At 63.9% G+C, this 23735-nt stretch carries 26 protein-coding genes and 1 pseudogene; 14 read left to right on the top strand and 13 right to left on the bottom strand.

Annotated features, from left to right (window positions below):
* Positions 1–13: 13 nt before the first annotated feature.
* On the bottom strand, positions 14–2110 hold the full coding sequence (gene pta, locus M1D78_RS16305; RefSeq protein WP_437421033.1) for a phosphate acetyltransferase: 2097 nt from the start codon (positions 2108–2110) through the stop codon (positions 14–16).
* Between the two features lie 102 nt (positions 2111–2212).
* Complete coding sequence (locus tag M1D78_RS16300; RefSeq protein ID WP_437421032.1) at positions 2213–3400, bottom strand: acetate kinase; 1188 nt, start codon at positions 3398–3400, stop codon at positions 2213–2215.
* A 243-nt stretch (positions 3401–3643) separates the two neighbouring features.
* On the opposite strand from M1D78_RS16300, the gene M1D78_RS16295 reads away from it, so the two are divergent.
* The 4 genes from M1D78_RS16295 (at position 3644) to M1D78_RS16280 (ending at position 6638) form a co-directional block, all read left to right on the top strand.
* Positions 3644–4129 (top strand): FKBP-type peptidyl-prolyl cis-trans isomerase, encoded by a 486-nt coding sequence (locus tag M1D78_RS16295; RefSeq protein WP_437421031.1) that lies wholly within the window; start codon positions 3644–3646, stop codon positions 4127–4129.
* 99 nt (positions 4130–4228) lie between these two features.
* On the top strand, positions 4229–4711 hold the full coding sequence (locus M1D78_RS16290; RefSeq protein ID WP_437421030.1) for a glutathione peroxidase: 483 nt from the start codon (positions 4229–4231) through the stop codon (positions 4709–4711).
* A gap of 144 nt (positions 4712–4855) precedes the next feature.
* Entirely contained in the window at positions 4856–5452 is a 597-nt protein-coding gene (locus M1D78_RS16285; protein ID WP_437421029.1) for a TetR/AcrR family transcriptional regulator, read from the top strand.
* A 76-nt stretch (positions 5453–5528) separates the two neighbouring features.
* Positions 5529–6638 (top strand): NADH:flavin oxidoreductase, encoded by a 1110-nt coding sequence (locus M1D78_RS16280; protein ID WP_437421028.1) that lies wholly within the window; start codon positions 5529–5531, stop codon positions 6636–6638.
* Between the two features lie 30 nt (positions 6639–6668).
* On the opposite strand, the gene M1D78_RS16275 is transcribed toward M1D78_RS16280, so the two are convergent.
* The 7 genes from M1D78_RS16275 to M1D78_RS16245 all read right to left on the bottom strand — a co-directional run bounded on the left by M1D78_RS16275 (position 6669) and on the right by M1D78_RS16245 (position 10913).
* A complete protein-coding gene (locus tag M1D78_RS16275) occupies positions 6669–7280 on the bottom strand; it encodes a flavodoxin family protein (protein WP_437421027.1) in 612 nt (203 codons plus the stop codon).
* 69 nt (positions 7281–7349) lie between these two features.
* Positions 7350–8108, bottom strand: coding sequence for a sulfate transporter CysZ (gene cysZ / locus M1D78_RS16270; RefSeq protein WP_437421026.1), 759 nt, complete (start codon positions 8106–8108; stop codon positions 7350–7352).
* A 224-nt stretch (positions 8109–8332) separates the two neighbouring features.
* Entirely contained in the window at positions 8333–8674 is a 342-nt protein-coding gene (locus M1D78_RS16265) for a HopJ type III effector protein (protein WP_437421025.1), read from the bottom strand.
* Positions 8667–8963, bottom strand: coding sequence for a DUF1244 domain-containing protein (locus tag M1D78_RS16260; protein ID WP_437421024.1), 297 nt, complete (start codon positions 8961–8963; stop codon positions 8667–8669). The genes M1D78_RS16265 and M1D78_RS16260 overlap by 8 nt, the downstream gene beginning before the upstream one ends.
* A gap of 98 nt (positions 8964–9061) precedes the next feature.
* A complete protein-coding gene (folX, locus tag M1D78_RS16255) occupies positions 9062–9436 on the bottom strand; it encodes a dihydroneopterin triphosphate 2'-epimerase (protein ID WP_437421023.1) in 375 nt (124 codons plus the stop codon).
* Between the two features lie 14 nt (positions 9437–9450).
* Entirely contained in the window at positions 9451–10161 is a 711-nt protein-coding gene (gene folM / locus M1D78_RS16250; RefSeq protein WP_437421022.1) for a dihydromonapterin reductase, read from the bottom strand.
* An 83-nt stretch (positions 10162–10244) separates the two neighbouring features.
* The gene (locus M1D78_RS16245) at positions 10245–10913 is read right to left on the bottom strand and encodes a PilZ domain-containing protein (protein WP_437421021.1); all 669 of its coding nucleotides are present in this window, start codon (positions 10911–10913) and stop codon (positions 10245–10247) included.
* Between the two features lie 205 nt (positions 10914–11118).
* Between M1D78_RS16245 and M1D78_RS16240 the strand changes: the two genes are divergently transcribed.
* Positions 11119–11571, top strand: a complete 453-nt coding sequence (locus tag M1D78_RS16240) for a flavodoxin (protein WP_437421020.1) — start codon at positions 11119–11121, stop codon at positions 11569–11571.
* 102 nt (positions 11572–11673) lie between these two features.
* Positions 11674–12450, top strand: a complete 777-nt coding sequence (locus tag M1D78_RS16235; RefSeq protein ID WP_437421019.1) for a class II aldolase/adducin family protein — start codon at positions 11674–11676, stop codon at positions 12448–12450.
* Here M1D78_RS16235 and M1D78_RS16230 read toward each other — a convergent pair.
* From M1D78_RS16230 to olsB, 3 genes are read right to left on the bottom strand one after another with little or no spacing between them, the layout of a single operon-like run.
* Complete coding sequence (locus M1D78_RS16230) at positions 12438–13028, bottom strand: acyl carrier protein phosphodiesterase (protein ID WP_437421018.1); 591 nt, start codon at positions 13026–13028, stop codon at positions 12438–12440. The genes M1D78_RS16235 and M1D78_RS16230 overlap by 13 nt on opposite strands.
* A 40-nt stretch (positions 13029–13068) precedes the next feature.
* Positions 13069–13839, bottom strand: a complete 771-nt coding sequence (locus M1D78_RS16225) for a lysophospholipid acyltransferase family protein (RefSeq protein ID WP_437421017.1) — start codon at positions 13837–13839, stop codon at positions 13069–13071.
* Positions 13839–14585: an L-ornithine N(alpha)-acyltransferase gene (olsB, locus tag M1D78_RS16220; RefSeq protein WP_437421016.1), complete on the bottom strand. Its 747-nt coding sequence runs from the start codon at positions 14583–14585 to the stop codon at positions 13839–13841. Before olsB ends, M1D78_RS16225 begins: the two co-directional genes overlap by 1 nt.
* 240 nt (positions 14586–14825) lie before the next feature.
* Between olsB and M1D78_RS16215 the strand changes: the two genes are divergently transcribed.
* From M1D78_RS16215 to M1D78_RS16190, 6 genes and pseudogenes are all read left to right on the top strand, one after another.
* Entirely contained in the window at positions 14826–15689 is an 864-nt protein-coding gene (locus tag M1D78_RS16215; RefSeq protein WP_437421015.1) for an acyl-CoA dehydrogenase, read from the top strand.
* Between the two features lie 192 nt (positions 15690–15881).
* Entirely contained in the window at positions 15882–17042 is a 1161-nt protein-coding gene (locus M1D78_RS16210; protein WP_437421334.1) for a phospholipase D-like domain-containing protein, read from the top strand.
* Positions 17043–17088: 46 nt separating this feature from the next.
* Positions 17089–17670 (top strand): DJ-1/PfpI family protein, encoded by a 582-nt coding sequence (locus M1D78_RS16205; protein ID WP_437421014.1) that lies wholly within the window; start codon positions 17089–17091, stop codon positions 17668–17670.
* A 71-nt stretch (positions 17671–17741) separates the two neighbouring features.
* Positions 17742–17963: a VF530 family protein gene (locus M1D78_RS16200; RefSeq protein ID WP_437421013.1), complete on the top strand. Its 222-nt coding sequence runs from the start codon at positions 17742–17744 to the stop codon at positions 17961–17963.
* A 132-nt stretch (positions 17964–18095) separates the two neighbouring features.
* Positions 18096–18428: pseudogene (locus tag M1D78_RS16195) on the top strand (PAS domain-containing protein); the annotation flags it as partial.
* A gap of 171 nt (positions 18429–18599) precedes the next feature.
* Positions 18600–19712 carry a methyl-accepting chemotaxis protein gene (locus M1D78_RS16190; protein WP_457933598.1) on the top strand — a complete coding sequence of 371 codons (1113 nt, stop codon included), beginning with the start codon at positions 18600–18602 and terminating at the stop codon, positions 19710–19712.
* A 72-nt stretch (positions 19713–19784) separates the two neighbouring features.
* Here M1D78_RS16190 and M1D78_RS16185 read toward each other — a convergent pair whose 3' ends face one another.
* Entirely contained in the window at positions 19785–21308 is a 1524-nt protein-coding gene (locus M1D78_RS16185; RefSeq protein ID WP_437421011.1) for a fumarate hydratase, read from the bottom strand.
* A gap of 340 nt (positions 21309–21648) precedes the next feature.
* On the opposite strand from M1D78_RS16185, the gene M1D78_RS16180 reads away from it, so the two are divergent.
* Both M1D78_RS16180 and M1D78_RS16175 read left to right on the top strand, forming a co-directional pair.
* The gene (locus tag M1D78_RS16180) at positions 21649–22779 is read left to right on the top strand and encodes a GGDEF domain-containing protein (RefSeq protein ID WP_437421010.1); all 1131 of its coding nucleotides are present in this window, start codon (positions 21649–21651) and stop codon (positions 22777–22779) included.
* The gene (locus M1D78_RS16175; protein WP_437421009.1) at positions 22772–23716 is read left to right on the top strand and encodes an iron-sulfur-binding ferredoxin reductase; all 945 of its coding nucleotides are present in this window, start codon (positions 22772–22774) and stop codon (positions 23714–23716) included. The genes M1D78_RS16180 and M1D78_RS16175 overlap by 8 nt, the downstream gene beginning before the upstream one ends.
* Positions 23717–23735 lie beyond the last annotated feature (19 nt).

Below are 23735 nucleotides of genomic sequence, written 5' to 3'. Positions count from 1 at the left end.
GCCGGTGTTGCGGTCAGGCCTTCTGGCTGTCGGCCTGCAGTGCGGTCAGGGCGATGGTAAAGACGATGTCGTCGACCAGGGCGCCGCGAGAGAGATCATTGACCGGCTTGCGCAGGCCCTGGAGCATCGGTCCGACGCTGATCACGTTGGCGCTGCGCTGCACGGCCTTGTAGGTCGTGTTGCCGGTGTTCAAGTCCGGGAAGATGAATACGGTCGCTTGGCCGGCCACGAGGCTGTTCGGCGCCTTCTGCTTGCCGACGCTGGCGACCGAGGCAGCATCGTATTGCAACGGCCCGTCGATCGGCAGGTTCGGTGCGCGCTCCTGGGCGATGCGTGTCGCTTCGGCAACCTTTTCTACCTCGGCGCCGCTGCCGGACGTGCCGGTCGAATAGCTGATCATCGCCACCCGCGGCGTTACGCCGAGTGCAACGGCGGACTCAGCGCTCTGCAGGGCGATTTCCGCGAGTTCCGTCGCGCTTGGGTTCGGATTCACCGCGCAGTCGCCGTATACCAGTACCTGATCGGGCAGCAGCATGAAGAACACCGAGGACACCAGGCTGTAACCGGGGGCCGTCTTGATCAGCTGCAAGGCTGGGCGGATGGTGTTGGCAGTGGTGTGCACGGCACCGGAGACCAGCCCGTCAACCTCATCGAGCGCCAGCATCATGGTGCCGAGCACCACCGTGTCCTTCAGCTGCTCGCGCGCATCGTCCGGGGTCAATCCCTTGGCCTTGCGCATCTCGCACATGGGCTCGACGTAATGGTTGACGATCAGCTCGGGGTCGAGGATTTCCAGACTGGCCGGCAGGTTGATGCCTTGCTCGCGAGCTACGGCCTGGACTTCTTCAGGCTTGGCCAGCAGCACGCAACGGGCAATGCCGCGCTCCTGGCAGATGGCAGCCGCGCGGATGGTGCGTGGCTCGTTGCCTTCGGGCAGCACAATGCGCTTGTTCGCCTGCTGAGCGCGCTTGACCAGCTGGTAGCGGAAGGCCGGTGGCGAAAGGCGTAGTTCCGTACGCGGCACGCTCAAGCGCGTGTGCAGAAGGTCGGGCAGCAGGTGCTGAGCGATGAAATCGGTGACCTGGGTGGCACGCTCGATGTCGTCCGCCGGGGTTTCCTTGTTCAGCCCGAAGAGGTTGGTCGCGGTGTCGTAGGAGCCGGTCTGCACGGTCATGACCGGCAGGCCGCCGTCCAGCGCCGCCTTGCACAGTTCGAGGATGCGCGGGTCCGGTTCGAAATCGCTGCATAGCAGCAGACCGGCGAGCTTCACGCCATTGAGCGAGGCCAGGCTGGCGGCAAGGATGATGTCGTCGCGGTCGCCTGGGGTAACCACCAGCACACCGGGCTGAAGCAGTTGCACGGTGTTGGGGACGGCGCGGGCGCACAGCACGATCTTGCCGACGCGGCGCTGCTCGGACTCGCCGGCGTGCAGCACTTTGGCGCCGAGCAGCTCGGCGATGTCGCGGGTGCGCAGCGCATTCAGTTCCTCGGCGAAAGGGATAGCGCCGAGCAGCTGGAAGTCAGGGCTGCCGAGCAGCGGCAGTTGTTCCCTGAGGCGCTCGACGAAAGCCGGGACGCCGTCTTCACTTTTGATCTTGTTGAGGATCACGCCCAGCACCTTCGGGTCCTTGGCGCCGCCGAACAGCTGCGCCTGGATCTCGATGCGCTCGGCCATGCGCTTGAGCGTGTCGCCGCCCTGTGCCGAGATCAGAATGACCTCCGCATCGAGGCTCTTGGCCAGCTGGGTATTGATCCGCGAGGTGTGGTTGAACTCGCGCGTCGGCACCATGCCTTCAACGATCACCACGTCCTTGCCGGCAGCGACTTCCTGGAAGCGGCTGACCACATCCTCCAACAGCAAATCGAGTTCGCCGTCGGCCAGTTGGCGCTCTACCTGCTCGAGGGTGAGCGGTTCGGGCGATGTGATGGCGAGGGTGCTTTCCACCAGCAGGCGCGAGCGTTCACGGCCCTGGTCGAGTGGAAACGGCTGCGCGATCGGCTTGAAGAAACCGACCTTGAGCCCGGCGCGTTCGAGCGACCGGATCAGGCCGAGGCTGATGGAATTGAGGCCGCCACCGAAACCGCAGGGGGCGAGAAAGAGTGTGTGCATGGGGATCTCCTGTCGAGCGGCATGGTCGAGCATGGCTGTGCGAGCAAGGCGATACCCGACGGCGGTGCCGTCGGGTCGTGCGGCTGGCGCTGCGTGGGCCGGTCAGGCGTCCAGCAGGGCCAGCGTGTCCAGTGCGATCTGGCGTTCTTCATTGGTGGGGACGACCAGGACGCGCGGGCTGCCCTCGGCCTGGATCTCACCACCGACGCCGCGGGTGCAGCGCTCGTTGGCTTGTTCGTCGAGCTTGAAGTTGAACAGCTTCAGGTGTTCCAAAGTCCGGCTGCGGACAGCGACGGAGTTTTCACCGATGCCGCCGGTGAAGATCAGGCCGTCGAGCTTGGGTAGCGCGCAGGCCATCGCGGCGAGCGACTTGGCCAGGCGGTAGCAGAACACTTCCAGTGCGAGATTCGCGCCGGCATGCCCGGCAACCCGCGCTTCGTGCAGGGTGCGCAGGTCGTTGGACAGGCCCGACAGCCCTTTCAGGCCGCTATCGTGGTTCAGCATGCGGTCGATCTGTTCGAGGCTCCAGCCCAGCGTGCGGTGCAGGTAGCTGTGCAGGTTGGGGTCGACGTCGCCACTACGCGTGCCCATGACCAGGCCTTCGAGCGGGGTCAGGCCCATGCTGGTGTCGCGGCTTTCACCGTTGACGATGGCGCACGTCGAACAGCCGTTACCCAGGTGCGCGGTCAGCCAACAGCTGTCCTCCACCGGCAGCTTCGTCATCTCCGCGGCGCGTTTGCTGACGTAATTGTGGCTGGTGCCGTGGAAACCATAGCGGCGGACGCTGTGTTCCTTGTAGAGAAACTCCGGCACGGCGTAGCGGAACGCGTGCTCGGGCATGGTCTGGTGGAAGGCGGTGTCGAATACGCTCACCTGCGGCAGGCCGGGGAACAGGGTCATGGCTGCATCGATGCCGACCAGGTTAGCGGGGTTGTGCAGTGGCGCCAGCTGTGCGCTGTCTCGAATCGCTTTCAACACGTCTTCGTTGATCAGGCTGGAGCCGGTGAAGTGCTCACCGCCATGTACGACGCGATGCCCGATGCCGTCCAGCTGGCCGCCCGCGGCCTCCTGGGCCACCGGCAGCAGCCGCTCGAGCGCGGCGCGGTGATCGGCACCCGGGATGTTCAGGCTCTGCTTGGTGTCTCCCTGTTGCCAGTGCAGAACGGCCTCGGGGCTCCCGAGACGCTCGGCCAGCCCTTGCAGCGGGAAGGTTGCCTGGGCTTCGTTGACCAGCGCGAACTTGATCGACGAACTGCCGCAGTTAATCACCAGGATGTTTCGAGCGGACATCGGTGCTCCTTTGGATGCGAGAAATAATTGTTGAAATGATCGCCTACGCTTACTGGTCAGGATTCTTGCACAACGCTGGCGGTCGGGATGCTCTCCAAAGGTTGTATTCGGGGCAGCCGGTGGCAGGAGTTGATCTGGCTCAAGCGCGGCCGCCGGTAGTCCTCGTTTTGCCGCACCGGTTCGCATTCACTGCAGGTCGCGGTTAGACTTTGTCGTCACATTCCCAAGCAAAGGTTTCGTCCCATGCAGATCGCCGCTAACAAGGCTGTGTCAATCGACTACACCCTCACCAACGATGCCGGTGAAGTGATAGACAGCTCGGCCGGCGGCGCGCCGCTGGTCTACCTGCACGGTGCAGGCAATATCATCGCGGGCCTGGAGAAGGCGCTGGAAGGCAAGCAGGGCGGTGATGAGGTCAAAGTCGCTATCGAGCCGCAGGATGCCTACGGCGAATACAGCCCGGAGCTGGTCGCGACACTCAATCGTGCGATGTTCGAAGGCGTCGATGAGCTGGAAGTGGGCATGCAGTTCCATGCCTCGGGTCCGGACGGCGGCATGCAGATCGTCACCATCCGTGACGTGGAAGGTGACGACGTGATCGTCGACGGCAACCACCCCCTGGCTGGCCAGCGCCTGAACTTCGAAGTGAAGATCGTTGACGTGCGTGATGCCAGCGAAGAAGAAATCGCTCATGGCCACGTCCATGGCGAAGGTGGTCACCACCACTGACCCTTTCGTGATCCGTGACGAGGCCCGGTGACGTACACCGGGCCAGGGAAGCGCTCTGGTTCTGCCGGAGCGCTTTTTTGCCCTCTGGAGAAGAGAGAAATGAGCGCGTTCCATGAGTTGGTACTGCCTGGGCTGCGTGGCGAGCAGCTGCCCTTGGCGGAGATGAAGAACCAGGTGACGTTGGTGGTGAACGTCGCCTCGCAGTGCGGGCTGACGCCTCAATACGCGGGCCTGCAGGCGCTGCATGAGCGCTACCAAGCGCGCGGTTTTGGTGTGCTCGGCATTCCCTGCAACCAGTTCGCTGCGCAGGAGCCGGGCAGCGAGGCCGAGATTCTCAGCTTTTGCGACCAGCAGTACGGAATCAGCTTCCCCATGAGCAGCAAGCTGGACGTCAACGGCCCGCAGCGCCATCCGCTGTACCGCCTGTTGGCAGGTGAGGGGGCCGATTTCCCGGGTGACATCACTTGGAATTTCGAGAAATTCCTGGTCGGCCCGGATGGTCGCGTGCTGGCGCGCTTCTCGCCGCGTACCGCGCCGGATGACCCGGCATTGATCCAGGCGATCGAAAACGCTCTGGACTGAGCGCTCCTAAAACAGTCTTTACCTCATCGAGGTCGCCTGCCCGCGGGCGGCCGTCAGCCCCCATCATCCTTGCTACGGTTGTGGCTCGATAAGCCCGATGGATGATGCTGTCGGGCCGAGACGACCGGTCATATGCTCGGCTCTATGAACAGCCGAGCCCGAATCGACAAGCGTGCCTTGATCCTCGCCAAAGGCGCCGACGTGATGACCCGACGGGGTTACCACGGCACCGGCGTGCTGGAAATCGTCCAGGCGGCGGGAATCCCCAAGGGCTCCTTCTATCACTACTTCGCCAGCAAGGAAGACTTCGCCTTGCAAGCGCTCGACCATCTCTATATCCCGCGCCTGGAACGCTATCGTCTCGCGCTGCAGGACCCGGCGCGCGCGCCACGCGATCGCATACTGGCGTACTACGGCGACCTGGTTGCCCATTTCTCTCGCCAGACGAGCCCGGAATACCACTGCTTTATTGGCAGCCTGAGCTTCGAGATGGCCGAGCTGTCGCAGCCGATCGGCCAGCGGGTCGATGCGATCCTGCAAGCGTCCGTCGCCGTGCTCGCCGATTGCCTGGAACAGGCCCGTAAAGACGGGATCATCGACACGACAGTGGATTGCCTCGCCCTGGCCGAATTCATCGGCAATGCCTGGGAGGGCGCCTTGATGCGCATGAAGGTGGGCCGTAGCAGCGCCCCGCTGGCCATTTTTCTAACGCAGCTGGAACGGTTGCTCATGCGGCCCTGATTTTTTATTTGCCTGGCGACGAGACGACCGGTCGCCTGCACACGATTCGTAACGAACCCTGAACGGAGACTCACCCATGACCGCAGCCGTAAACGCCTTATTCCAACCTTTCCAGCTTGGTGCCCTGCAATTGCCGACGCGTGTGGTGATGGCCCCAATGACGCGTTCTTTCTCGCCCAACGGCGTGCCTACCGAGCAGGTGGTGGAATACTACCGACGCCGCGCGGCGTCGGGCGTCGGCCTGATCATCACCGAAGGCACTACGGTCGGGCATGCGGCCGCCAACGGCTATCCCCAGGTGCCGCGCTTTTATGGTGAGGACGCGCTTGCGGGCTGGAAGGCGGTAGTCGACGCGGTGCACGCGGCTGGCGGCAAGATCGTCCCGCAGCTCTGGCACGTCGGTAATGTTCGGCGCAAGGGCACCGAGCCAGAGCCTGAGGTGCCGGGATACGGGCCGATGGAAAAACTCAAGGACGGCCAGGTCATCGTCCATGGCATGAGCCACGAAGACATCCAGGCTGTAATAGCGGCGTTCGCCCAGGCCGCGCGCGATGCCAAGGCGATCGGTATGGACGGCGTGGAAATTCATGGGGCGCATGGCTACCTGATCGACCAGTTCTTCTGGGAAGGCAGCAACCAGCGCACAGATGAATATGGCGGCAGCCTGGCCAACCGTTCGCGCTTCGCCATCGAGCTGATCCAGGCGGTGCGCGCTGCGGTGGGGCCGGACTTTCCGATCATCTTCCGTTTCTCGCAGTGGAAGCAGCAGGACTACACGGCGCGGCTCGTCACCACGCCGGAAGCACTCGGCGAGTTTCTCGAGCCGCTGTCTGCGGCCGGCGTGGACATCTTCCATTGCTCGACCCGCCGGTTCTGGGAGCCGGAATTCGAAGGCTCGGACCTGAACCTGGCAGGCTGGACGCGGCAATTGACTGGCAAGCCGACCATCACCGTCGGCAGCGTTGGGCTTGACGGCGAGTTTCTACAGTTCATGGTCAAGACCGACAAGGTCGCCCAGCCGGCCAACATCGAAGGGTTGCTGGAGCGGTTGAACAAGCAAGAGTTCGACCTAGTCGCGGTTGGCCGCGCGCTCATCTGCGACCCGGATTGGGCAGTGAAAGTACGGGACGGGCGGATGGATGAGATCCTGCCGTTTAGCCGAGATGCGTTGAAAACGCTTGCCTGATGCAGCTAGGCGCCGCTCCGGCGGCGCCCCTCATTGAGACGCGCCGGGATAGCCTGAGTCTTTGAGCAGTTGCGCCAGGTGCACGGCATTTCGGGCCAGCATCTCATTCGTCTTGGTAATTTTCTCGCTGGGTTCCTCGAGGTCCTTGTAGTCGGTCGAACCCATCGCCTGGCCGACCCAGTAGGTGCAGCCGTTCGCCGGAATGCTGAAGCCTACGTCATTGAGCCCCTGGAAAAGCTCCGCGACGACGTGGTGCGCACCATCCTCGTTACCAACTACGGCAACACAGGCCACTCGGCCATATGAAACCATGCGTTGTTCGTCATCCACCTCGCCAATGAAGGCATCGAGCCGCTCCAATACTCGTTGGCAGACGCTGGCGGGATGGCCGAGCCAGATGGGTGTACCGAGGAGCAGGATGTCGGCCGCGAGTACCTTCTCGCGGATCATCGGCCAGTCGTCCCCTTCGCCCTCGTCGGACGTCACGCCGGGCTTGATGTTGTAGTCCACGGCCCTGATCTGCTCGCCGGTTACGCCTAAGCGGGAGAGCGCCTGGAGCGTCTGGTTCAGCAGCAATTCGCAGGAAGACGGCTCAGGAGACGCCTTGAGGGTGCAGTTGATCGCGAGGGCCGATAGCGCCATGTGAAGGTCTCCGGAGTTGGGCTGTCAGAGCTGGGTTGTCCAGATCTAGACAGTCGACTCGCAGGCAGTTCACCTCGATCTGACAGGCAGGTGCGGGTTCAGGCCGCCCTCACGCACCCAGAACACGGTTGCCCCGGCTACCGCAGCGGGCATTATCAGCAGGTTGAGCCCCGGCACCAGCAAGGCCGCATAGGTCACCGCGCCAAAGCTCAAGCTTTTCCAGCGGCGTTGGCGCAGCCAGACCATCATCTCTGCCCAGCTCATCTTGTTGTTGTCAGCTGGGTAGTCGATGTACTGGACGGCCATCATCCAGATCCCGAATAGCAACCACAGCGGTGCCGCCACGATGTTCACCACGGGAATGAAGGAAAGCACCAGCAGGCCCAGCGCACGCGGCGCGAAATAAGCCAATTTTCGTGCCTCGCGGCCAAGGGTACGCGGCAGCATGGCGATCAGCTCTGCCCAGCTGAACGGCGGCGAGCTGTCTTCGCCACGCGCCACCGTTTCGACCTTCTCAGCCAGGAAGCCGTTGAACGGGGCGGCGATGATGTTCGCCAGCATCGTGAAGGTGAAGAACACCATGAGCACCACTAGCGCGACGAACAGCGGCCAGAGGAGGTATTCCAGGAAGCTCAGCCAATCCGGCAGGCTGGGCATGAAGGTGTCGACCCAGGTGCCGAACCGGCTCAGCGCGAAGTAGATCAAACCCGCGAACAGCAACAGGTTCACCGTCACGGGCAGGATTACGAACAGGCGCAGCCCAGGGCTGAGGATCATCCTGAGACCTTCGCGCAGGTATTGGGGGCCGGAAAGGGCGGTGATGGGCATGAGGCGGCGCACTCTGGCTAGGAAACGGCCCGGACCTTACCGGCTTTGGCAAGGCTGGGAAAGACCCGGCAAACGCAGCGATAGGCATCGCCTATACATCCCATCAAATCAAGCCAATGGCCGGCGCCAGACGCTGGCCTTAGTCTTGCCGCCGAGTCTCTCCTTTTGGTTTTCAGGGCCGTCCGTTTTCAAGCCTTCCCCAAGTGCCTGGACGGCCCTTTTTTTTACGATTTGCGCGTCAGCGGCTGTTGGTCGAAGCGGACGCCTTGTAGGCCGCTTTGCATCAGGGCGCGAATGTTGCGGTGGTCGTCGCCGGCTGGGTTGTCCAGCACCGAGCGGTAGTGTTCACCAAACGCCAGCAACGCTTCCTCCTCGGAAAATGCCTCGAGGATGGCCATCCCCAGCACTTTGCACGATCCCTCGTTTTCACCCGCCGGGCTTTCAACGTCGCCGTTGATGAAGCGTGTCGGCCGGTAATCGTATGTATTGGCGATGTACGCCAGGGTATCGCTGAATGGGTGGTTCTCTTCGCGCAGACGGGCGCGAAACTGCCGTAGGTCACTCATGGCTTTGACTCTTCTCGAAGGCGGCCTGTTGTTCAGGTGTCGCCTCTTTCTGGTAGCGCTTCTTCCATTCGGCGTAGGGCATGCCGTACACCTCTTCACGAGCCTGGTCGATGCTGACCTCGATTTCCAGGTCGTCGGCCGCGGCCTTGTACCACTTCGACAGGCAGTTGCGGCAGAAACCGGCCAGGTTCATCAGGTCGATATTCTGGGCATCCGGGCGGTTGCGCAGGTGCTGGACCAGCCGCCGGAATGCCGCGGCTTCGAGTTCTGTGCGTTCTTGATCGTTCATGGCGTGGGGTCTCAGGCGTTGCAGACGTGGCCGGATCATACCCTTCGCCCGTGACCGACTGCCAGCCGTCGCTAGCGATGTGCGGTCGGAGGCGGACCTCAGTCCCGGTGCGCAGCCAGGGTGATAGAGACCGACTCTGCGAAACGCAGCGCATGTGGCTTGTCGACCTCGACCTCAGCGTAGCGGACCTCGGGGTGGCGCATCACCAGATCGAGGATCTCCTGGGTAAGGCGTTCGAGCAGCGCAAAGCGATTGTCCTCGACGTGCTGGATGATCGCCTTGGTGATGGTGCGGTAGTTCAGCGCGTGCTCGATATCGTTATCACGCACGGCTTCCGCCGCGGGGTAGAGCATGGTCAGGTTGATGAGAATGTCCTGTTTGTTGCGGATCTCGTCTTCCTTGATGCCGATGAAGGTGCGCAGGCGCAGGTCCTTGACGCGGATGCGCGCCATGGCCGGTTCGAGTCGAGGCATGGGGTTCCCTCTGGTCAGACAAGGTGGCGGCCGCCGTTGACGGCCAGGGTGGTTCCGGTGACGTACGGATTATCGAGCAGGTAGCGCAGGCTCTGGTAGATCACCTCGGCACCCGGCTCGATGCCCAGAGCCGACTTCGCCAAAGCCTTGCGGCGGTAGGCCTCGTCGTCACCTTCGTTGAACTGTATCAACGCGGGTGCGATGCCGTTGACCTTGATCGCCGGCGCCAGGCTGGCGGCGAAGGACTGGGTGAGGTTATCCAGCCCCGCCTTGCTTGCTGCATAGGCAATGTGTTTGCGGCTGCCAACCCGGGTAACGTCGTCGCTGATGTGCACGATATCCGCCGGCCCGCCATGACGCAGCAGGTCGGCGCAGTGCAGGTTGATCAAGTACGGGGCGAGCATGTGCACCTCGAACATGCGCTGGAATACTTCGGCTTCCCGTCCCGCGTCTTCGCGATGCCAGTCGGAGGCGTTGTGGACGATGGCGCGCAGAACCTGAGTCCGCTCGCGCAGCGCCTGGATGAACGCCATGATGCCGTCGACGCCGGAGAAGTCGGCCGGCAGGGCAGTCGCGCCGCGTTCGCGTAGCCGGTCCACGCCGGGGCGGAGGGTGCGATAGGTGATGATGACTGGCTGGCCGGCGTCGAGTAGCCGTTCGGCGCAATGCAGGCCGATGCGCTGGCCGGCGCCGGTAATGAGGATGGGGGCGTTGGCTTGGCTCATGGTGGTCCGCTGGTTACCGATGACGCCCGGACGGGCCGGGCGATGAACGCCGACAGCTTACATCAGTCTCCACGGCGCCGCGGTCAACCGTCCTTGGGCGGGAGTGTCGGCAGCTCGGGTTGCAGGTCGGGATGGAGCCGTTGATGCTGCTCGTAGAGGTACGAGCGGAGGCGCTCGGCATCTTTGTCCCTGGGATATTGCACCTCGTAGGCGGTCATGCCGTCCTCGGTGTCGCGGATACGCCAGCCGTCGACCTCGAGGGGCTCGTTGCCGGGGAGCTCCAAGCGCAGGTGCAGGTGGCTGGGTGCCTGTTTCGGCCCGGTATCGACCACCAACCCCTTGGGGGATAACTCGTGCACGCTCAGCGTGGTCTTGTCGCCGTTGGTCGACAACAGCGGCAGGGGCTCGTCCAGGTGCAGGCGCCAGGCGCGCAGCACTGGGCCGCGCTCGTAAATGGTCGGGGGCGCAAGTTGCAGCGTGATGCTTTGGAATTCGTCCTGTTTCAGCTGCAGCGGGAAGGACATGCAGTAGTCCTCCAGCTCGGCCTCGAGTGTCAGGTTGGCCTTCGCCGCCAGTTGTAGGAGCAGCGCGTTGGCGCGATCACCCCCGTCGACCTGGAATCCGGCGCGCGTTTCGCCAGGCTCGCTGCGAGCGCGCGAGCTGTTGACCAGCTCATTGATGTACGCCAGTTCGGCGCTGCTCAGCTCGATTTTTTCCGCCATTTCGATATCCCTTTTCAGGCGGCAGGTCATGCCCGTCGCACCGTTGCCGCTCCGGTGCTTCTGGTTCAGTAGGCTGACACTTGGAGTATTGCCGACGGGGGCTGCGACAGCCAGTTGGCGCGCAGGTTCCGTAGCGCCCAGCGGACGCGGGGCTGAGCGAGTGTAATACCGCGCCCGACAGGCAAACGTGTCGAATGCGGCATAATGCGCGGCTGAATTCGCAAGGGAGCTCGCCATGAAAATCGCCATTTTGTCCGGTACGGTCTACGGCACCGCCGAAGACGTTGCCCATCATGCTGCTGAAACACTCAAGGCCGCGGGATTCGAGGCCTGGCACGCACCTCGCGCTCAGCTTGAGCACGTCCTCGACTTCGCGCCCGAGGCGCTGCTCGTAGTGACCGCGACCACCGGTATGGGCGAGCTGCCGGACAATTTCGTGCCGCTCTACTCGGCGATTCGCGACCAGTTTCCAGCCTGGCATGGTCTGCCTGGCGGCGTCATTGCACTGGGCGATGCCAGTTATGGCGATACCTTCTGCGGCGCCGGCGAGCTGATCCGCGAGCTGTACGCCGAGCTTGGCGTGCGCGAAGTGGTGGAAATGCTGCGCCTCGATGCCAGCGAGACGGTAACGCCGCAGACCGATGCCGAGCCGTGGCTGGAGCGCTTCGCCCAGGCGTTGCGCGGCTGAGCCTGTCTTCTGGGGCCATCAGCCTGGCTGGAAAGGCAACTCCCGGCGCGCAGTAGCCTCGCTAGACTCGATTGAGTCGACAACAACAATAAGAGGTGCCGCGTGACCGCTCTGCAATCGATTCCCTCGCTCAAGCACCAGGTCAGCGCTGCCGAATGGCAGGCGCGTGTGGACCTGGCCGCCTGTTACCGGTTGGTCGCCCTGCATGGCTGGGACGACCTGATCTTCACCCATATCTCGGCAAAGATTCCCGACACCGATGAGTTCCTTATCAATCCCTACGGGCTGATGTTCCACGAGATCACCGCGTCCAGCCTGGTGAAGATCGACCTCGCCGGCAATAAGCTGATGGATTCGCCCTACGACATCAACCCGGCCGGCTACACCATTCACAGCGCCGTCCATGAGGTTCGCCACGATGTCGCCTGTGTGATGCACACGCACACGGCCGCCGGCGTCGCGGTTTCAGCGCAGACGCAGGGGGTACTGCCGATCAGCCAGCAGTCGCTATTCGTCCTTGCCAGCCTGTCAACCCATGCCTATGAAGGCGTTGCGCTAAACCATGAGGAAAAGGCACGGCTACAAGCCGACCTCGGCGATACCGGCTTCATGCTGCTGCACAACCATGGGTTGATGACCTGCGGTCCCAGCGTCGCCGACACCTTCCTGATGATGTTTACCTTTCAGCGTGCTTGCGAGGTGCAGGTGATGGCGCAGGCGGGCGGGGCAGAGCTGATACCGATCCCGCAACAGATCCTGGCGGGTGCCAAGGCGATGGCCGCGGGCGTCACGCGGAGCAAGGGCGGGATGGGCGGCGCGCTGGCGTGGCCGGCGCTGTTGCGAAAGCTCGATCAACAGAGCCCCGGCTACGACAGCTGACTGGCCTGCCGGGCATGTGCTGCATAGGCGATGAGCTCGGGGTAGAACGCGCGGAAGTCTGCCTGGAGCGGTTCGTATAGCTGCTCCAGGTCGGCCGCGCCACCCGCCAGCCCTTCGGGGCGCGACAGGCGGCGGCTCATGTTGGCGACGACGCGCTCCATCACACTGAACTCGCGATAGCTGCCGAGCCAGTCCTGCGCAGCCATGCGCGGGGCGATCAGCGCGAGCGTCCCGGGCAGCTCGGCCTCGGCGCCCAGCGCCTCGTACACTCGCGCGGTGAAGCGCGGCAGTGGTTCATCAGCGTAGTCGTGCCAGTGGGCGGCGAGACAGTGATCGAAGAACAGGTCGACCAGGATGCCGGCGTAGCGGCGGCGCTCGCGAGCGAAGCGCTGCTTGGCCTGGAGTACCCGTGGATGAGCGTCGGTATAGGCGTCGATCTGCCGGTGCAAGCGGATGCCGGCTTCGATATCCGCCGGCCAGAGGCCCTGCAACGGTCCTTTGACGAAGTCACCGTAGAGGCTGCCCAGCAGCTCGCCGGGTTGCGAGCCGCCAAGGTGGAGATGCGCGAGATAGTTCATGTGGGCCAGTCTAGCAGCGCTTCCTTGCGCGGGGCTTGCATCAGGCCGCCCGACGCAAGCTGGGTGGTTCGCCGAACAGGGCTTGGTGAATCGAGGCATGGCACAGCCGGCCGAGGCGGCTGCGCTCCATGTCAGCGGTGTCGATGGGCCGCAGCAGCTGGATGTCGACGGTCGCACGGTCTTCCATCATCAGCCGGAACAGGTGCGAGAGCAGGTCATCATCGCCGATGAAGGGCGCGATCGGGTCGGTGCACCCGTTGCGGCTGTAGCGGATGGCGACCGGTTGAATGGGCGTGGCGGTGTCCACCGCACAGCTCAGCAGGCGAGGGTGGAAAGGCCGAAGGGTCGTACCATCGGTGGTCGTGCCTTCGGGAAAGATCAGCAAATCCCGCCCCTGGCGCAAATGCTCGCTTAGCTGGCGCCCGAGCTGCAGCGTGTCGCCCTGGCCTCGCTGGATGAAGCGCGTGCCGGCTTGCGCCGCGAGCCAGCCGAACACCGGCCACAGACGGACCTCGGACTTGGCCAGGAACGTCATGGGCACCAGCATGCCGAGCAGCGGGATGTCGCTCCAGGATTGGTGGTTGGCAAGCCACAGCATCGGGCGCCCAGGCGGCTCGCCGGACAGCTTGACGTCGAACGGCAGTGCGCTGGCCAGCCGGGCGAGAAACCACTGGCACAGCCGCTGGCGTGCCGCGATAGAGGCGGGGCGACCGATCCCGTCGAGTACGCTAAGTCCGCAGGCAAGCAGCAGCCCTACCAGTATCACGCCGGCTAGCCTGGTTAGGCGGGCCAGGAACCTCAGCCGGCGCATCACACGGCCGCCTTGAAATGCCGGGCGTAACGTGGGCACAGCTCGTCACGCTTGAGCAGGATGAACACGTCCGCTACCTGGAAATCCGGGTCCCAGCAGGGTTCGCCGCAGATCTTCGCGCCGAGGCGCATGTAGGCTTTGAGCAGGGCCGGTACTTCGGCCGTGACGTTGTCAGGCAGATCGAGCGGCGGCAGCGGGTTTCTGGGTTGTGCGTGCAGCAGATCGGTCGATAGGTAGCGTTCGCGCAGGCGTTGCATGATCGCCTGGGCCTGGATGCCGCCATCCTGCATGGGAATGCTGGCGCACCCCATCAAGTAACGGTAACCACCCTGGTTCATCGCCTCGGCCAGCTCGCCCCAGAGCACGGCAATGGTCGCTCCGTTGCGGTAGGCCGGGTGAACGCAGGTCCGGCCGATCTCGAGGATGGGTGCGTCCAAGTCCGCTAGGCCTTGCAGGCTGAACTCGCCTTCGCTGTAGAAACGCCCGAGGCGTGCCGCGGTGGGGCTGTCGAGCAGTCGGGTGGTCGCGACCAGCGCGCCGCTGTCCATGTCGCGAACGCCGATGTGATGGCAATAGGGATCGAAATCATCGTGGTCCAGGCCTGATTCGGCCCCTTCGAGTCGCGCACCGAATTCGTTGCTGAAGACTTGGTAGCGCAGCGCCTGGGCTTCGCGCAGCGCGTCCTGACCGTATAAACGTTCGCCCTGAAGGCGCCGGGTCGTGCGAGGGAAAGCGAGGGTGGTCATGCTCTGTCTCCTGGTCAGCCATTGGCGGGCAATGCATTCGGAGCGCGTGATTGTTATGTTGGGCGTTCCGTCAATCGGGTGATTGCCGGCTCAGGCTAGGCAGAGGCAATGTCACGCCGGTTACCGAACGGTGATGCTTGGGTGACGGAAATGTGCCCGGCAGGTTGCTGGCTCATCTTTTTCCCAGAGGTCAAAAACATGGAGTGGCTACGGTTGGTGGGTCCGCTGGAACATTTACCGATGCCGCCCTCGCTGGCGCTTTGGTTCGATGAGGTGCAGCGGCAGTGCGCCGGTTGCGGCACGCTGGAGTCGGCCTTGCTCGGCGGGCGCCTTGCGGCGACTCCCGGGCTGGCTTTTTTGGCTGGATATCAGGCGGCGCTGCGCGGGCTCTGGGCATCCGCGCCTGCGGGCATTGGAGCCTTTTGTGCCACTGAGCAACGTTCCCTGCGTCCGGCTGAGATGCGCACGCGCCTCGTTGGTGGGCGGCTCAATGGAACCAAGGATTATGTGACCGCCGGGCCGGCCGCGCGCTGGCTGTTGGTTGCAGCGCGTGATGAGGGTGAGCGCGAGGCGCCTCGCCTGCGCTTATGCCTGGTCGACAGCCTCGCGACGGGCGTCACGATCGAGCCGGGCCCCCCGTTGCCGTTGATACCGGACATCCCCCACGGCCGTCTGCGCCTTGTAGATGTGCAAGCCGAGCCGCTCGCTGGCGACGGTTGGGACGGCTACGTCAAACTCTTCCGCACGCTGGAAGATCTGCACGTGCTCGCCGCGCTCGTCAGTTGGCTGCAGGGTATCGGTCTGACGTGCCAGTGGCCGCAAAGCCTCCTGCTGCGATTGCTGGGGCTTATGCCAGCCGCCGCGGAAGTAGCCCGGCTCGCTCCCGCAGCGCCTGCCACTCACCTGCTTCTGGCGGGGCTGTTGGCGCAGTTTGAAACGCTCCAGCCTGAAGTCGACGCGGCGTTTGCAGGCGGCCCGTCACACTGGGCGAACCTTTGGCAGCGCGACCGGCGTGTACTCGACCTGGCACGCAGCGCCCAGGCGCGACGGCAGGCGCGGGCGAGCGAGGCCGTTGGCTGGCCGGCAACAGCGCCACTGGTTTGAAACAGGCACGAGGAACTCCACTCCCGGTTCGTGCGCCTAACGGGCGTGCCCGGCGGCGCTGGGCCACAGGCCGACGCCTGACCAACGTATCGCTGAATGAGTCCCGTCGGGACAAGGATCCAGATGTCTTCTCGTTTCACGCCCCTCTCGCTCGAGCCGCAGCATGCCGCGCTACCTGCGGTCATGCCGCTGATGAAGCATGGCGAAGTCTTCCCCTGGCAGCAGGGCAATGACTTTCGCCTGCTGATCGACGGGCCGCGGTTCTTTCCGCAGATTCTGCAGCGCATCGATGGCGCCGAGCGTCGCGTCGACGTCGAACTCTATCTGGTCGAAGACGGCCAATGCGCCGATCGGCTGATCGATGCACTGGTCGCCGCGGCGGAGCGGGGCGTGCAGGTGCGCTGCCTGTTCGATGGATTTGGCTGCCTGAAGCTGGGCCAGCGGTCGCGCCAGCGCCTTTGCGACGCGGGCGTCGACCTGCGTCAATACAATCCGCTGCGGCTGCGGCTCAAGTTTCGCAACCTGCACCGCGACCACCGCAAGCTGATCCTCGTTGACGACAGCTGCTGTTTCGTAGGTGGCGCCGGTGCGACTGACGAGTTCTGGGACCCGCAACGGCCCGACCACCACTGGCACGAGGCGATGGTGGAGGTTCGCGGGCCCTTGGTCGCGGATTGGCGCCGCCTGTTCGAAACGCAGTGGGCGCAATGCTTGAGGCGCCGCGTCTGGCAGATGCCGTTGCCGCGGCGCCTGCCAAAGATCCCGGCCAGCCCCGACGTACGCGACGGTGCCGGGCGCGTTGCCTACGCCGCCGCCCGCCAGCATCGCGACATTCTCTTCAGTTTGGTGCGCCAGCTGCGCCGTGCTGAGCGGCGCATTTTTCTGGCTACGCCCTATTTCCTTCCGACGGGCCGGGTCCGCCGCGAGCTGATGCGTGCGGCGCGGCGCGGTGTCGAGGTGCGTTTGCTGCTCACCAGCCGCAATACCGACCATCCCTCGATCCGCTACGCCGGCCAACGCTACTACCCGCGCCTGCTGCGTGCGGGCGTGCGGATCTACGAATATCAGCCACACTTCCTGCACCTGAAAATGGTGTTGATCGACGACTGGGTCAGCGTCGGGTCGTGCAACTTCGATCACTGGAACCTGCGCTGGAATCTGGAAGCGAATCTCGAGGCGATCGACACGCGACTGAGTGCCGAGGTCGCACGTAGCTTCGAACAGGACTTCGAGCAGAGTCTGGAGATCGACTTGCAGCGCTGGCACTCGCGCCCGCTGCGCCAGCGCGTCTACCAACGGCTCTGGGCGTCGCTTGATCGCCTGGTGATCAATATCTTCAACCGAAGCGGTTAGCCTGACGGCGACCGCCAAATCCACACCTTAACCGGGAGCGTTCCAAATGGCTGCGAAGAAAATCCTGATGCTGGTCGGCGATTACGTCGAAGATTACGAAACCATGGTGCCGTTTCAGGCGCTGCAGATGGTCGGGCATGTCGTTCATGCCGTATGCCCTGAAAAGAAAGCCGGCGACACGGTGCGAACGGCGATTCACGATTTCGAAGGCGACCAGACCTACAGCGAGAAACCGGGTCACCATTTCGCGCTCAATTTCGATTTCGATGCCGTCCGCGCCGAGGATTACGACGCCCTGGTCGTTCCGGGCGGGCGTTCGCCGGAATACCTGCGGCTCAATGAGCGCGTCATCGGGTTGGTCCGCGCCTTCGGCGAGGCGAAGAAGCCGATCGCTGCCGTCTGCCATGGCCCACAGCTGCTAGCGGCGGCCGGTGTGCTCCAAGGGCGCGCCTGCAGCGCGTATCCCGCCTGCGCGCCGGAGGTGCGGCTGGCGGGCGGCGATTTCGTCGAGATTGGCGTCGACAAGGCGCATACCGATGGCAACCTCGTCACCGCCCCGGCCTGGCCCGCTCACCCGTCCTGGCTGGCCGCGTTCCTCGAAGTACTGGGCACGCGCATCAGCCTGTAAGATGCGCCACCTCGCTCGCGCGTCAGGCATCGTTGGCCTGGGGCGCGGGCGCCCATATTCTGAGGACGACCATGGCGCTGCCCAACGACCCCCTTCACGGCATCACCCTCGAGGCCATTCTTGTCGACCTGCACGCGCGCTACGGCTGGGATGGGCTTGCCGAACGAATCGACGTGCGCTGCTTTCGCAACGAGCCCAGCGTCAAGTCCAGCCTGAAATTTCTGCGCAAGACCCCCTGGGCACGATCGAAGGTCGAGGCGCTCTATCTCGAGGCCCAGCGCGCCAAACGCTGATGACATGACGCCGACTTGCGCCCGGTTTCGCTGCGTATGGCCTGCTGCGATTCGTCTGGCGCTAATGAATTTCCCGTTCGGCGACTCAAGTTAGGTCCGTTTCGTCCGACTCTTGTAACAGTTTGATTCGTCATGACCGACGAGTCTGTTAAGAGTCAAATCGCCATCACGGAGATCGCGAGGATGAGAAACAACGGTCCGGTTAGCAACACAGAACGGAGTTTTCCGGCGCATCAGCGACTGATCTCTGCAACCGACACGCACGGCAAGATTCTGTATTGCAACGACGAGTTCGTCGCCGTCAGTGGCTACTCGCGAGACGAGCTGGTGGGCAGCCCGCACAACCTGGTGCGTCACCCGGACATGCCGCCCGCCGTCTTCGAAGCCATGTGGGGCTACCTGAAGGCGGGCAAGAGCTGGATGGGGGTGGTCAAGAACCGGTGCAAGAACGGCGACTTCTATTGGGTCAGCGCGTACGTCACACCAATTCTGGAGGACGGCAAGCTCACCGGCTTCGAATCCGTGAGGGTCAAGCCGACCGCCGAGCAGGTCGCCCAGGCCAGTGCCCTTTACGAACGGCTGCGTGCCGGCAAGCCTGCTGTACCTGTGAGTCGCCGAGCCAAGGGCTGGGCGAAAATGCTGGCGCTGCCGGTCGGAGCCTCGTTGCTCGGCGCCGCCGGCATGCTCTGGCTCCCGCCCGCCCTCGAGTTCTTCGCCTTGCTCGGGCTGTTCTTCGCGCTTGGCTTGAGCTGCCATTCCGCGGCGGAGCGGCGCCTCCAGGGCATTCTCGACCGGGTACCCGACGCCTTTACCGACCCAGTCGTCGCGCTGACCTACACCAGTGGCTACGGCAACGCAGCACGCCTTGAGATGGCTCTGGTCAGTGAGGATGCACGGTTGCGCACCGCACTGACGCGGCTGTCGGATCTTGCCGGCCAGGTCGCCAGCGCATCGGCCGAAACTTACACCCTGGCCAGCCAGACCGAGAACGATCTGCGCCAGCAGCGCGGCGAGACCGACATGACCGCCACGGCCGTGACCGAGATGACCGCCTCGATCACCGAAGTGGCCAGCCATGTCCAGCAGACCGCCGAGGAAGCCACCACGGCCAACGCCTTGGCCGACGACGGCGATCGGGTCGCATCCAGTTCGCGCCAGGCCATGGAGATGCTGGCCCGGACAGTGAGCAACATCGGCAACGCGGTCAATGAACTGGCGGGTGAGACCCAGCAGATCATGTCCGCGGCGGGGATGATCCAGAGCATCGCGGAGCAGACCAACCTGTTGGCGCTCAACGCCGCGATCGAAGCAGCGCGTGCCGGCGAGCAGGGCAGGGGGTTCGCCGTCGTCGCTGATGAGGTACGTGCGCTGGCCAGCAAGACCCGAGATTCGACCCAGCAGATCCAGGCCATCATCCAGTCCCTGACGAGCAAGGCCGATGAAGCGGTCTCCATCGCTCAGGTCGGTGACAAGGAGGCCACCCAGGGATTGGCTCAGGTCATCGAGGCGCAGCAGGCATTGCAGGGCATACGCGACGCGGTCAACCGCATCACCGGGATGAGCCAGCAGATGGCCGCGGCGGCCGATGAGCAGGCTCATGTAGCAGAAGACATCGCCCGTCAGGTCACCAGCATTGCAGTGACCACCGACAGCAACGTGACCAAGGCTGAGTTGACCATGCAGCGAGGGCGGGAACTGGAAGGTACGGCGCGTGGGCTGCGTGCGCTGGTGGAGCGGTTCAACCGCTGACGGATGCGCCGTTAGCAAAAAGCCCGGCCAATGGCCGGGCTTTCTTTTGCGCTACCGTTTTGCAACGTGCGTTTACTGCACTTCGACGGCCAAGCTCTCAGCGATCTTCTTCTGCCAGATCTGAGGGCCGGTGGTATGCACCGATTCGCCCTGCGTGTCGACCGCTACGGTCACCGGCATATCCTTCACGTCGAACTCGTAAATGGCTTCCATACCGAGCTCCGGGAATGCGATGGTCTTCGAAGCCTTGATCGCCTGGGCAACCAGGTAAGCGGCACCGCCGACGGCCATTAGGTAAACGGCCTTGTTGTCCTTGATCGCCTCGATGGCGATCGGGCCGCGCTCGGACTTGCCGATCATGCCCAGCAGGCCCGTACTTTCCAGGATCTGGCGGGTGAACTTGTCCATGCGGGTAGCGGTGGTGGGGCCGGCCGGGCCGACCACCTCATCGCCGACCGGATCGACCGGGCCGACGTAATAGATGAAGCGGCCCTTGAGGTCCACCGGCAGCGCTTCACCCTTGTTCAGCATGTCGACGATGCGCTTGTGAGCAGCATCGCGGCCGGTCAGCATCTTGCCGTTCAACAGGAGGGTTTCGCCCGGCTTCCAGCTCTGGACTTCTTCTGGGGTGACTGTGTCGAGGTTGACGCGGCGCGCGCTTGGGCCAGCTTCCCAGACGATTTCCGGGTAGGCATCCAGCGGTGGCGCCTCGAGGCTGGCGGGGCCGGTGCCGTCGAGCACGAAGTGCGCGTGGCGGGTCGCGGCGCAGTTGGGGATCATGCACACCGGCAGCGAGGCGGCGTGGGTCGGGTAATCCATGATCTTCACGTCGAGCACGGTGGTCAGGCCGCCCAGGCCCTGGGCGCCGATGCCCAGCTGGTTGACCTTCTCGAACAGCTCCAAGCGCATTTCCTCGATGCGGTTCTGCGGGCCGCGCGCCTTCAGTTCATGGATGTCGATCGGGTCCATCAGGACTTCCTTCGCCATCACCGCTGCCTTCTCGGCGGTGCCGCCGATGCCGATGCCGAGCATGCCCGGCGGGCACCAGCCAGCGCCCATGGTCGGCACGGTCTTCAGCACCCAGTCGACGATGGAGTCGGACGGGTTGAGCATGGCCATCTTGGACTTGTTCTCGGAGCCGCCGCCCTTTGCCGCGACGTCCACCTCGACCTTGTCACCCGGAACGATGGAGTAATGGATGACGGCGGGGGTGTTGTCCTTGGTGTTCTTGCGGGAACCTGCCGGGTCGGCCAGGATCGAAGCACGCAGCACGTTCTCAGGCAGGTTGTAGGCGCGACGCACGCCTTCGTTGATCATGTCGTCCAGGCTCATGGTGGCGCCATCCCAGCGCACGTCCATGCCCACGCGAACGAAAACAGTAACGATGCCGGTGTCCTGACAGATCGGGCGATGACCGGTGGCGCACATGCGCGAGTTGATCAGGATCTGCGCCATGGAGTCGCGGGCAGCCGGGGATTCTTCCCGCAGGTAGGCCTCGTGCATCGCCTGGATGAAATCCACGGGGTGGTAGTAAGAAATGAACTGCAAAGCGTCAGCGACGCTTTGAATCAGGTCGTCTTGCTTGATCACGGTCATGCAGCGCGTCCTCTTGGCGGGGCGGAGACAGGCATGTCGAAACAATCAACCGACACGCTCAGGTAAAAAAATGCGCGGCAGTATAACCTGCTGCTGCGCAGGGTAGACAGACGGACCAAAGGTGAAGGGATGCACGAGGCAGGAAGCTGGTGGCGGGCTGCGATGGCCGCCGCAATGGTAAGGCGGCAGTGCCTGACGCAGGCGCGCAAGGCAGGTGGGGCGCCGCTGACCATTCAAACGCTGCCGCTTGTCGAGATCGGCGGCGATCACGGTCAGTTCGATAGGTTTTTTTCGATGCCGAGCGTAAAGTGTGTCGGATTGCCACTATGGGAAGGACTCCATGCGCGCGATTCCTGAAGACTCCGAACAGCAAGCGCTTCAGCTGCTGGTGCTCAAGCGTTTCGGCATGGCGGCCGGCACCTATGCGCTGGCCTTGCTGCTGACCTGGATCACGGTTTTCGGTGGTTATTACCAGGCGCCAAAGGACACGGCGATCGTCGGCTCGCTGATGATTCTCGTCAGCCAACTGGTGTTCTTCTGGATTTTTTACCGTGGCCATAACCTGCGTTTTCGCGATCCCAGCCTGACCGAGCCACAGGTGCTGGTCGGCCTCGCCTGGCTGACATTTTTTCTGCACAACCTTGGCAGCCAGCGCGGTTCGCTCATGGTGCTCTACGTGCTGGTGCTGATGTTCGCGGTATTTCTGCCGCCGAAAGTGTTCGCGCGTTATGCGGTTCTGGCCTTTTGCAGCTTCGTTGGCGTGTCGCTCGGTGACCTCTCATTCGAAGGCGGCGACGAGCCGCAAGTGGTGGTGTTGCAGGCGTCCGTTCTGCTCGTGACGCTGGTTTGGATGTGCCTGTTCGTCAGCTATGTCTACAAGCTGCGTCAACGGATGCGCCAGCGGCGCTACGCCTTGCAGGCGCACCAGGAAACCCTGCGCGGGATGATGCGCCAGTTGGAAGACCTGGCGTCGACGGATGAACTGACCGGCCTCTACAACCGGCGTCATTTCATCACCAAGGCCGAGGCGGAGCTCAAGCGCCTGCGCCCTGGGCATCAGTCCGGTCTCGCGCTGATCGACCTGGACCACTTCAAGCGCATCAATGACCTCTACGGTCATGCAACCGGCGACCGGGTCTTGCAAACGTTCGCCTCGGTGGCGCGCTCGTGTTTGCGGGACGACGATGTGCTGGCGCGCTATGGCGGCGAAGAGTTCGTTCTGCTGCTGCCGGGTACCGATGCCGAGCGCTTCCACGCCTGTTGCGAGCGTCTGCGTGAGGCCTTCGCCAACGCACAGCCGCTCGACGTGGAGCTGCAGGCCGGGCAGTTGAGCTTGTCGGTCGGGTTGACGCTGCTCAGCGCCGGCGACAGCCTCGACGAGTCGCTGCAGCGGGCCGACGACGCGCTTTATCGCGCCAAGCACAACGGCCGCAACCGCTGCGAGGCCAGTTGGGCGACGGTCGATGCCTGACCTGATCTGCCACGGCCGCCGCTGGACGGTGCCTGAGGGCAGCAACCTGCTCGATGCGTTGAACACAGCGGGATTCGGTGTGCCGTTCAGCTGTCGGGCGGGCAGTTGCCAGGCTTGCCTGGTCCGTTGCCTCGATGGGGAACCATTGGATTCGCGGCCCGAGGCGCTGTCGGCGGTGCGCCGCGCGCAGGGCTGGCGGCTGGCTTGCCAGTGTCGAGTCATCTCCGACCTTCAGGTCGCGACGTTCGACCCGGCCCGCGAAGGGATTCCAGCCGAGGTGCGGTCGCTGGAATGGCTGGCAGGGCAGGTGTTGCGCGTGCAGCTCATGCCCGAGCGGCCGATTCGTTATCGCGCCGGACAGCATCTGCTGTTGTGGAACGCAGCCGGGGTGGCGCGGCCCTATTCGCTGGCCAGCCTGCCAGGAGAGGACACTTGGCTGGAGGTCCACATCGACTGCGCGCACCCCGGCGCGTTCGTCGATTCAGCCCGTGGGCTGGTCGTCGGCGCCCGGTTACTACTGGGGCAGCTGCATGAGGGCGGGTTGCGCTACGAGCCGGACTGGCAGGCGCGCCCGCTGCTTTTGCTAGCGTCCGGTACAGGCCTGGCGCCACTCTGGGCCTTGTTGCGCGAAGCCTTGCGGCAGGGGCACGAAGGGCCGATCCGGCTGGTTCATGTCTCGTCCGGCGACTGCTACCTTCGCGGCCCGTTGGAGGCCCTGGCGGCCGAGCACGGCCATCTCGATATCGATCTGGTAAACGGGCGGGAGAGCATGGAAGTGTGGCTGCGCAGCCTGCGTATTCGCTCACGTCGGGACGTGGCGCTGGTCTGCGGCGGGGAGGGCTTCGTCGAGGCGACGACGCGGCGGTTGTACCTGGCGGGCCTGCCGAGAGGTCAGATCCTGAGCGACACCTTCGTCAGCCGCCGGCACGGCGACTGACGAACGGGGCACGCTTCAG

This window comes from Pseudomonas sp. SA195 (assembly GCF_054131565.1).
The sequence above is the reverse complement of the archived record's forward strand: the minus strand, read 5'-3'. Positions and strand labels throughout refer to the sequence as shown.

What these genes read in the sequence shown, in the direction of transcription:
- pta (WP_437421033.1), bottom strand. Translation starts at nt 2,110, where the DNA reads ATGCACACACTCTTTCTCGCCCCCTGCGGTTTCGGTGGCGGCCTCAAT.
- M1D78_RS16300 (WP_437421032.1), bottom strand. Translation starts at nt 3,400, where the DNA reads ATGTCCGCTCGAAACATCCTGGTGATTAACTGCGGCAGTTCGTCGATC.
- M1D78_RS16295 (WP_437421031.1), top strand. Translation starts at nt 3,644, where the DNA reads ATGCAGATCGCCGCTAACAAGGCTGTGTCAATCGACTACACCCTCACC.
- M1D78_RS16290 (WP_437421030.1), top strand. Translation starts at nt 4,229, where the DNA reads ATGAGCGCGTTCCATGAGTTGGTACTGCCTGGGCTGCGTGGCGAGCAG.
- M1D78_RS16285 (WP_437421029.1), top strand. Translation starts at nt 4,856, where the DNA reads ATGAACAGCCGAGCCCGAATCGACAAGCGTGCCTTGATCCTCGCCAAA.
- M1D78_RS16280 (WP_437421028.1), top strand. Translation starts at nt 5,529, where the DNA reads ATGACCGCAGCCGTAAACGCCTTATTCCAACCTTTCCAGCTTGGTGCC.
- M1D78_RS16275 (WP_437421027.1), bottom strand. Translation starts at nt 7,280, where the DNA reads ATGGCGCTATCGGCCCTCGCGATCAACTGCACCCTCAAGGCGTCTCCT.
- cysZ (WP_437421026.1), bottom strand. Translation starts at nt 8,108, where the DNA reads ATGCCCATCACCGCCCTTTCCGGCCCCCAATACCTGCGCGAAGGTCTC.
- M1D78_RS16265 (WP_437421025.1), bottom strand. Translation starts at nt 8,674, where the DNA reads ATGAGTGACCTACGGCAGTTTCGCGCCCGTCTGCGCGAAGAGAACCAC.
- M1D78_RS16260 (WP_437421024.1), bottom strand. Translation starts at nt 8,963, where the DNA reads ATGAACGATCAAGAACGCACAGAACTCGAAGCCGCGGCATTCCGGCGG.
- folX (WP_437421023.1), bottom strand. Translation starts at nt 9,436, where the DNA reads ATGCCTCGACTCGAACCGGCCATGGCGCGCATCCGCGTCAAGGACCTG.
- folM (WP_437421022.1), bottom strand. Translation starts at nt 10,161, where the DNA reads ATGAGCCAAGCCAACGCCCCCATCCTCATTACCGGCGCCGGCCAGCGC.
- M1D78_RS16245 (WP_437421021.1), bottom strand. Translation starts at nt 10,913, where the DNA reads ATGACCTGCCGCCTGAAAAGGGATATCGAAATGGCGGAAAAAATCGAG.
- M1D78_RS16240 (WP_437421020.1), top strand. Translation starts at nt 11,119, where the DNA reads ATGAAAATCGCCATTTTGTCCGGTACGGTCTACGGCACCGCCGAAGAC.
- M1D78_RS16230 (WP_437421018.1), bottom strand. Translation starts at nt 13,028, where the DNA reads ATGAACTATCTCGCGCATCTCCACCTTGGCGGCTCGCAACCCGGCGAG.
- M1D78_RS16225 (WP_437421017.1), bottom strand. Translation starts at nt 13,839, where the DNA reads ATGCGCCGGCTGAGGTTCCTGGCCCGCCTAACCAGGCTAGCCGGCGTG.
- olsB (WP_437421016.1), bottom strand. Translation starts at nt 14,585, where the DNA reads ATGACCACCCTCGCTTTCCCTCGCACGACCCGGCGCCTTCAGGGCGAA.
- M1D78_RS16215 (WP_437421015.1), top strand. Translation starts at nt 14,826, where the DNA reads ATGCCGCCCTCGCTGGCGCTTTGGTTCGATGAGGTGCAGCGGCAGTGC.
- M1D78_RS16210 (WP_437421334.1), top strand. Translation starts at nt 15,882, where the DNA reads ATGAAGCATGGCGAAGTCTTCCCCTGGCAGCAGGGCAATGACTTTCGC.
- M1D78_RS16205 (WP_437421014.1), top strand. Translation starts at nt 17,089, where the DNA reads ATGGCTGCGAAGAAAATCCTGATGCTGGTCGGCGATTACGTCGAAGAT.
- M1D78_RS16200 (WP_437421013.1), top strand. Translation starts at nt 17,742, where the DNA reads ATGGCGCTGCCCAACGACCCCCTTCACGGCATCACCCTCGAGGCCATT.
- M1D78_RS16190 (WP_457933598.1), top strand. Translation starts at nt 18,600, where the DNA reads ATGCTGGCGCTGCCGGTCGGAGCCTCGTTGCTCGGCGCCGCCGGCATG.
- M1D78_RS16185 (WP_437421011.1), bottom strand. Translation starts at nt 21,308, where the DNA reads ATGACCGTGATCAAGCAAGACGACCTGATTCAAAGCGTCGCTGACGCT.
- M1D78_RS16180 (WP_437421010.1), top strand. Translation starts at nt 21,649, where the DNA reads ATGCGCGCGATTCCTGAAGACTCCGAACAGCAAGCGCTTCAGCTGCTG.
- M1D78_RS16175 (WP_437421009.1), top strand. Translation starts at nt 22,772, where the DNA reads ATGCCTGACCTGATCTGCCACGGCCGCCGCTGGACGGTGCCTGAGGGC.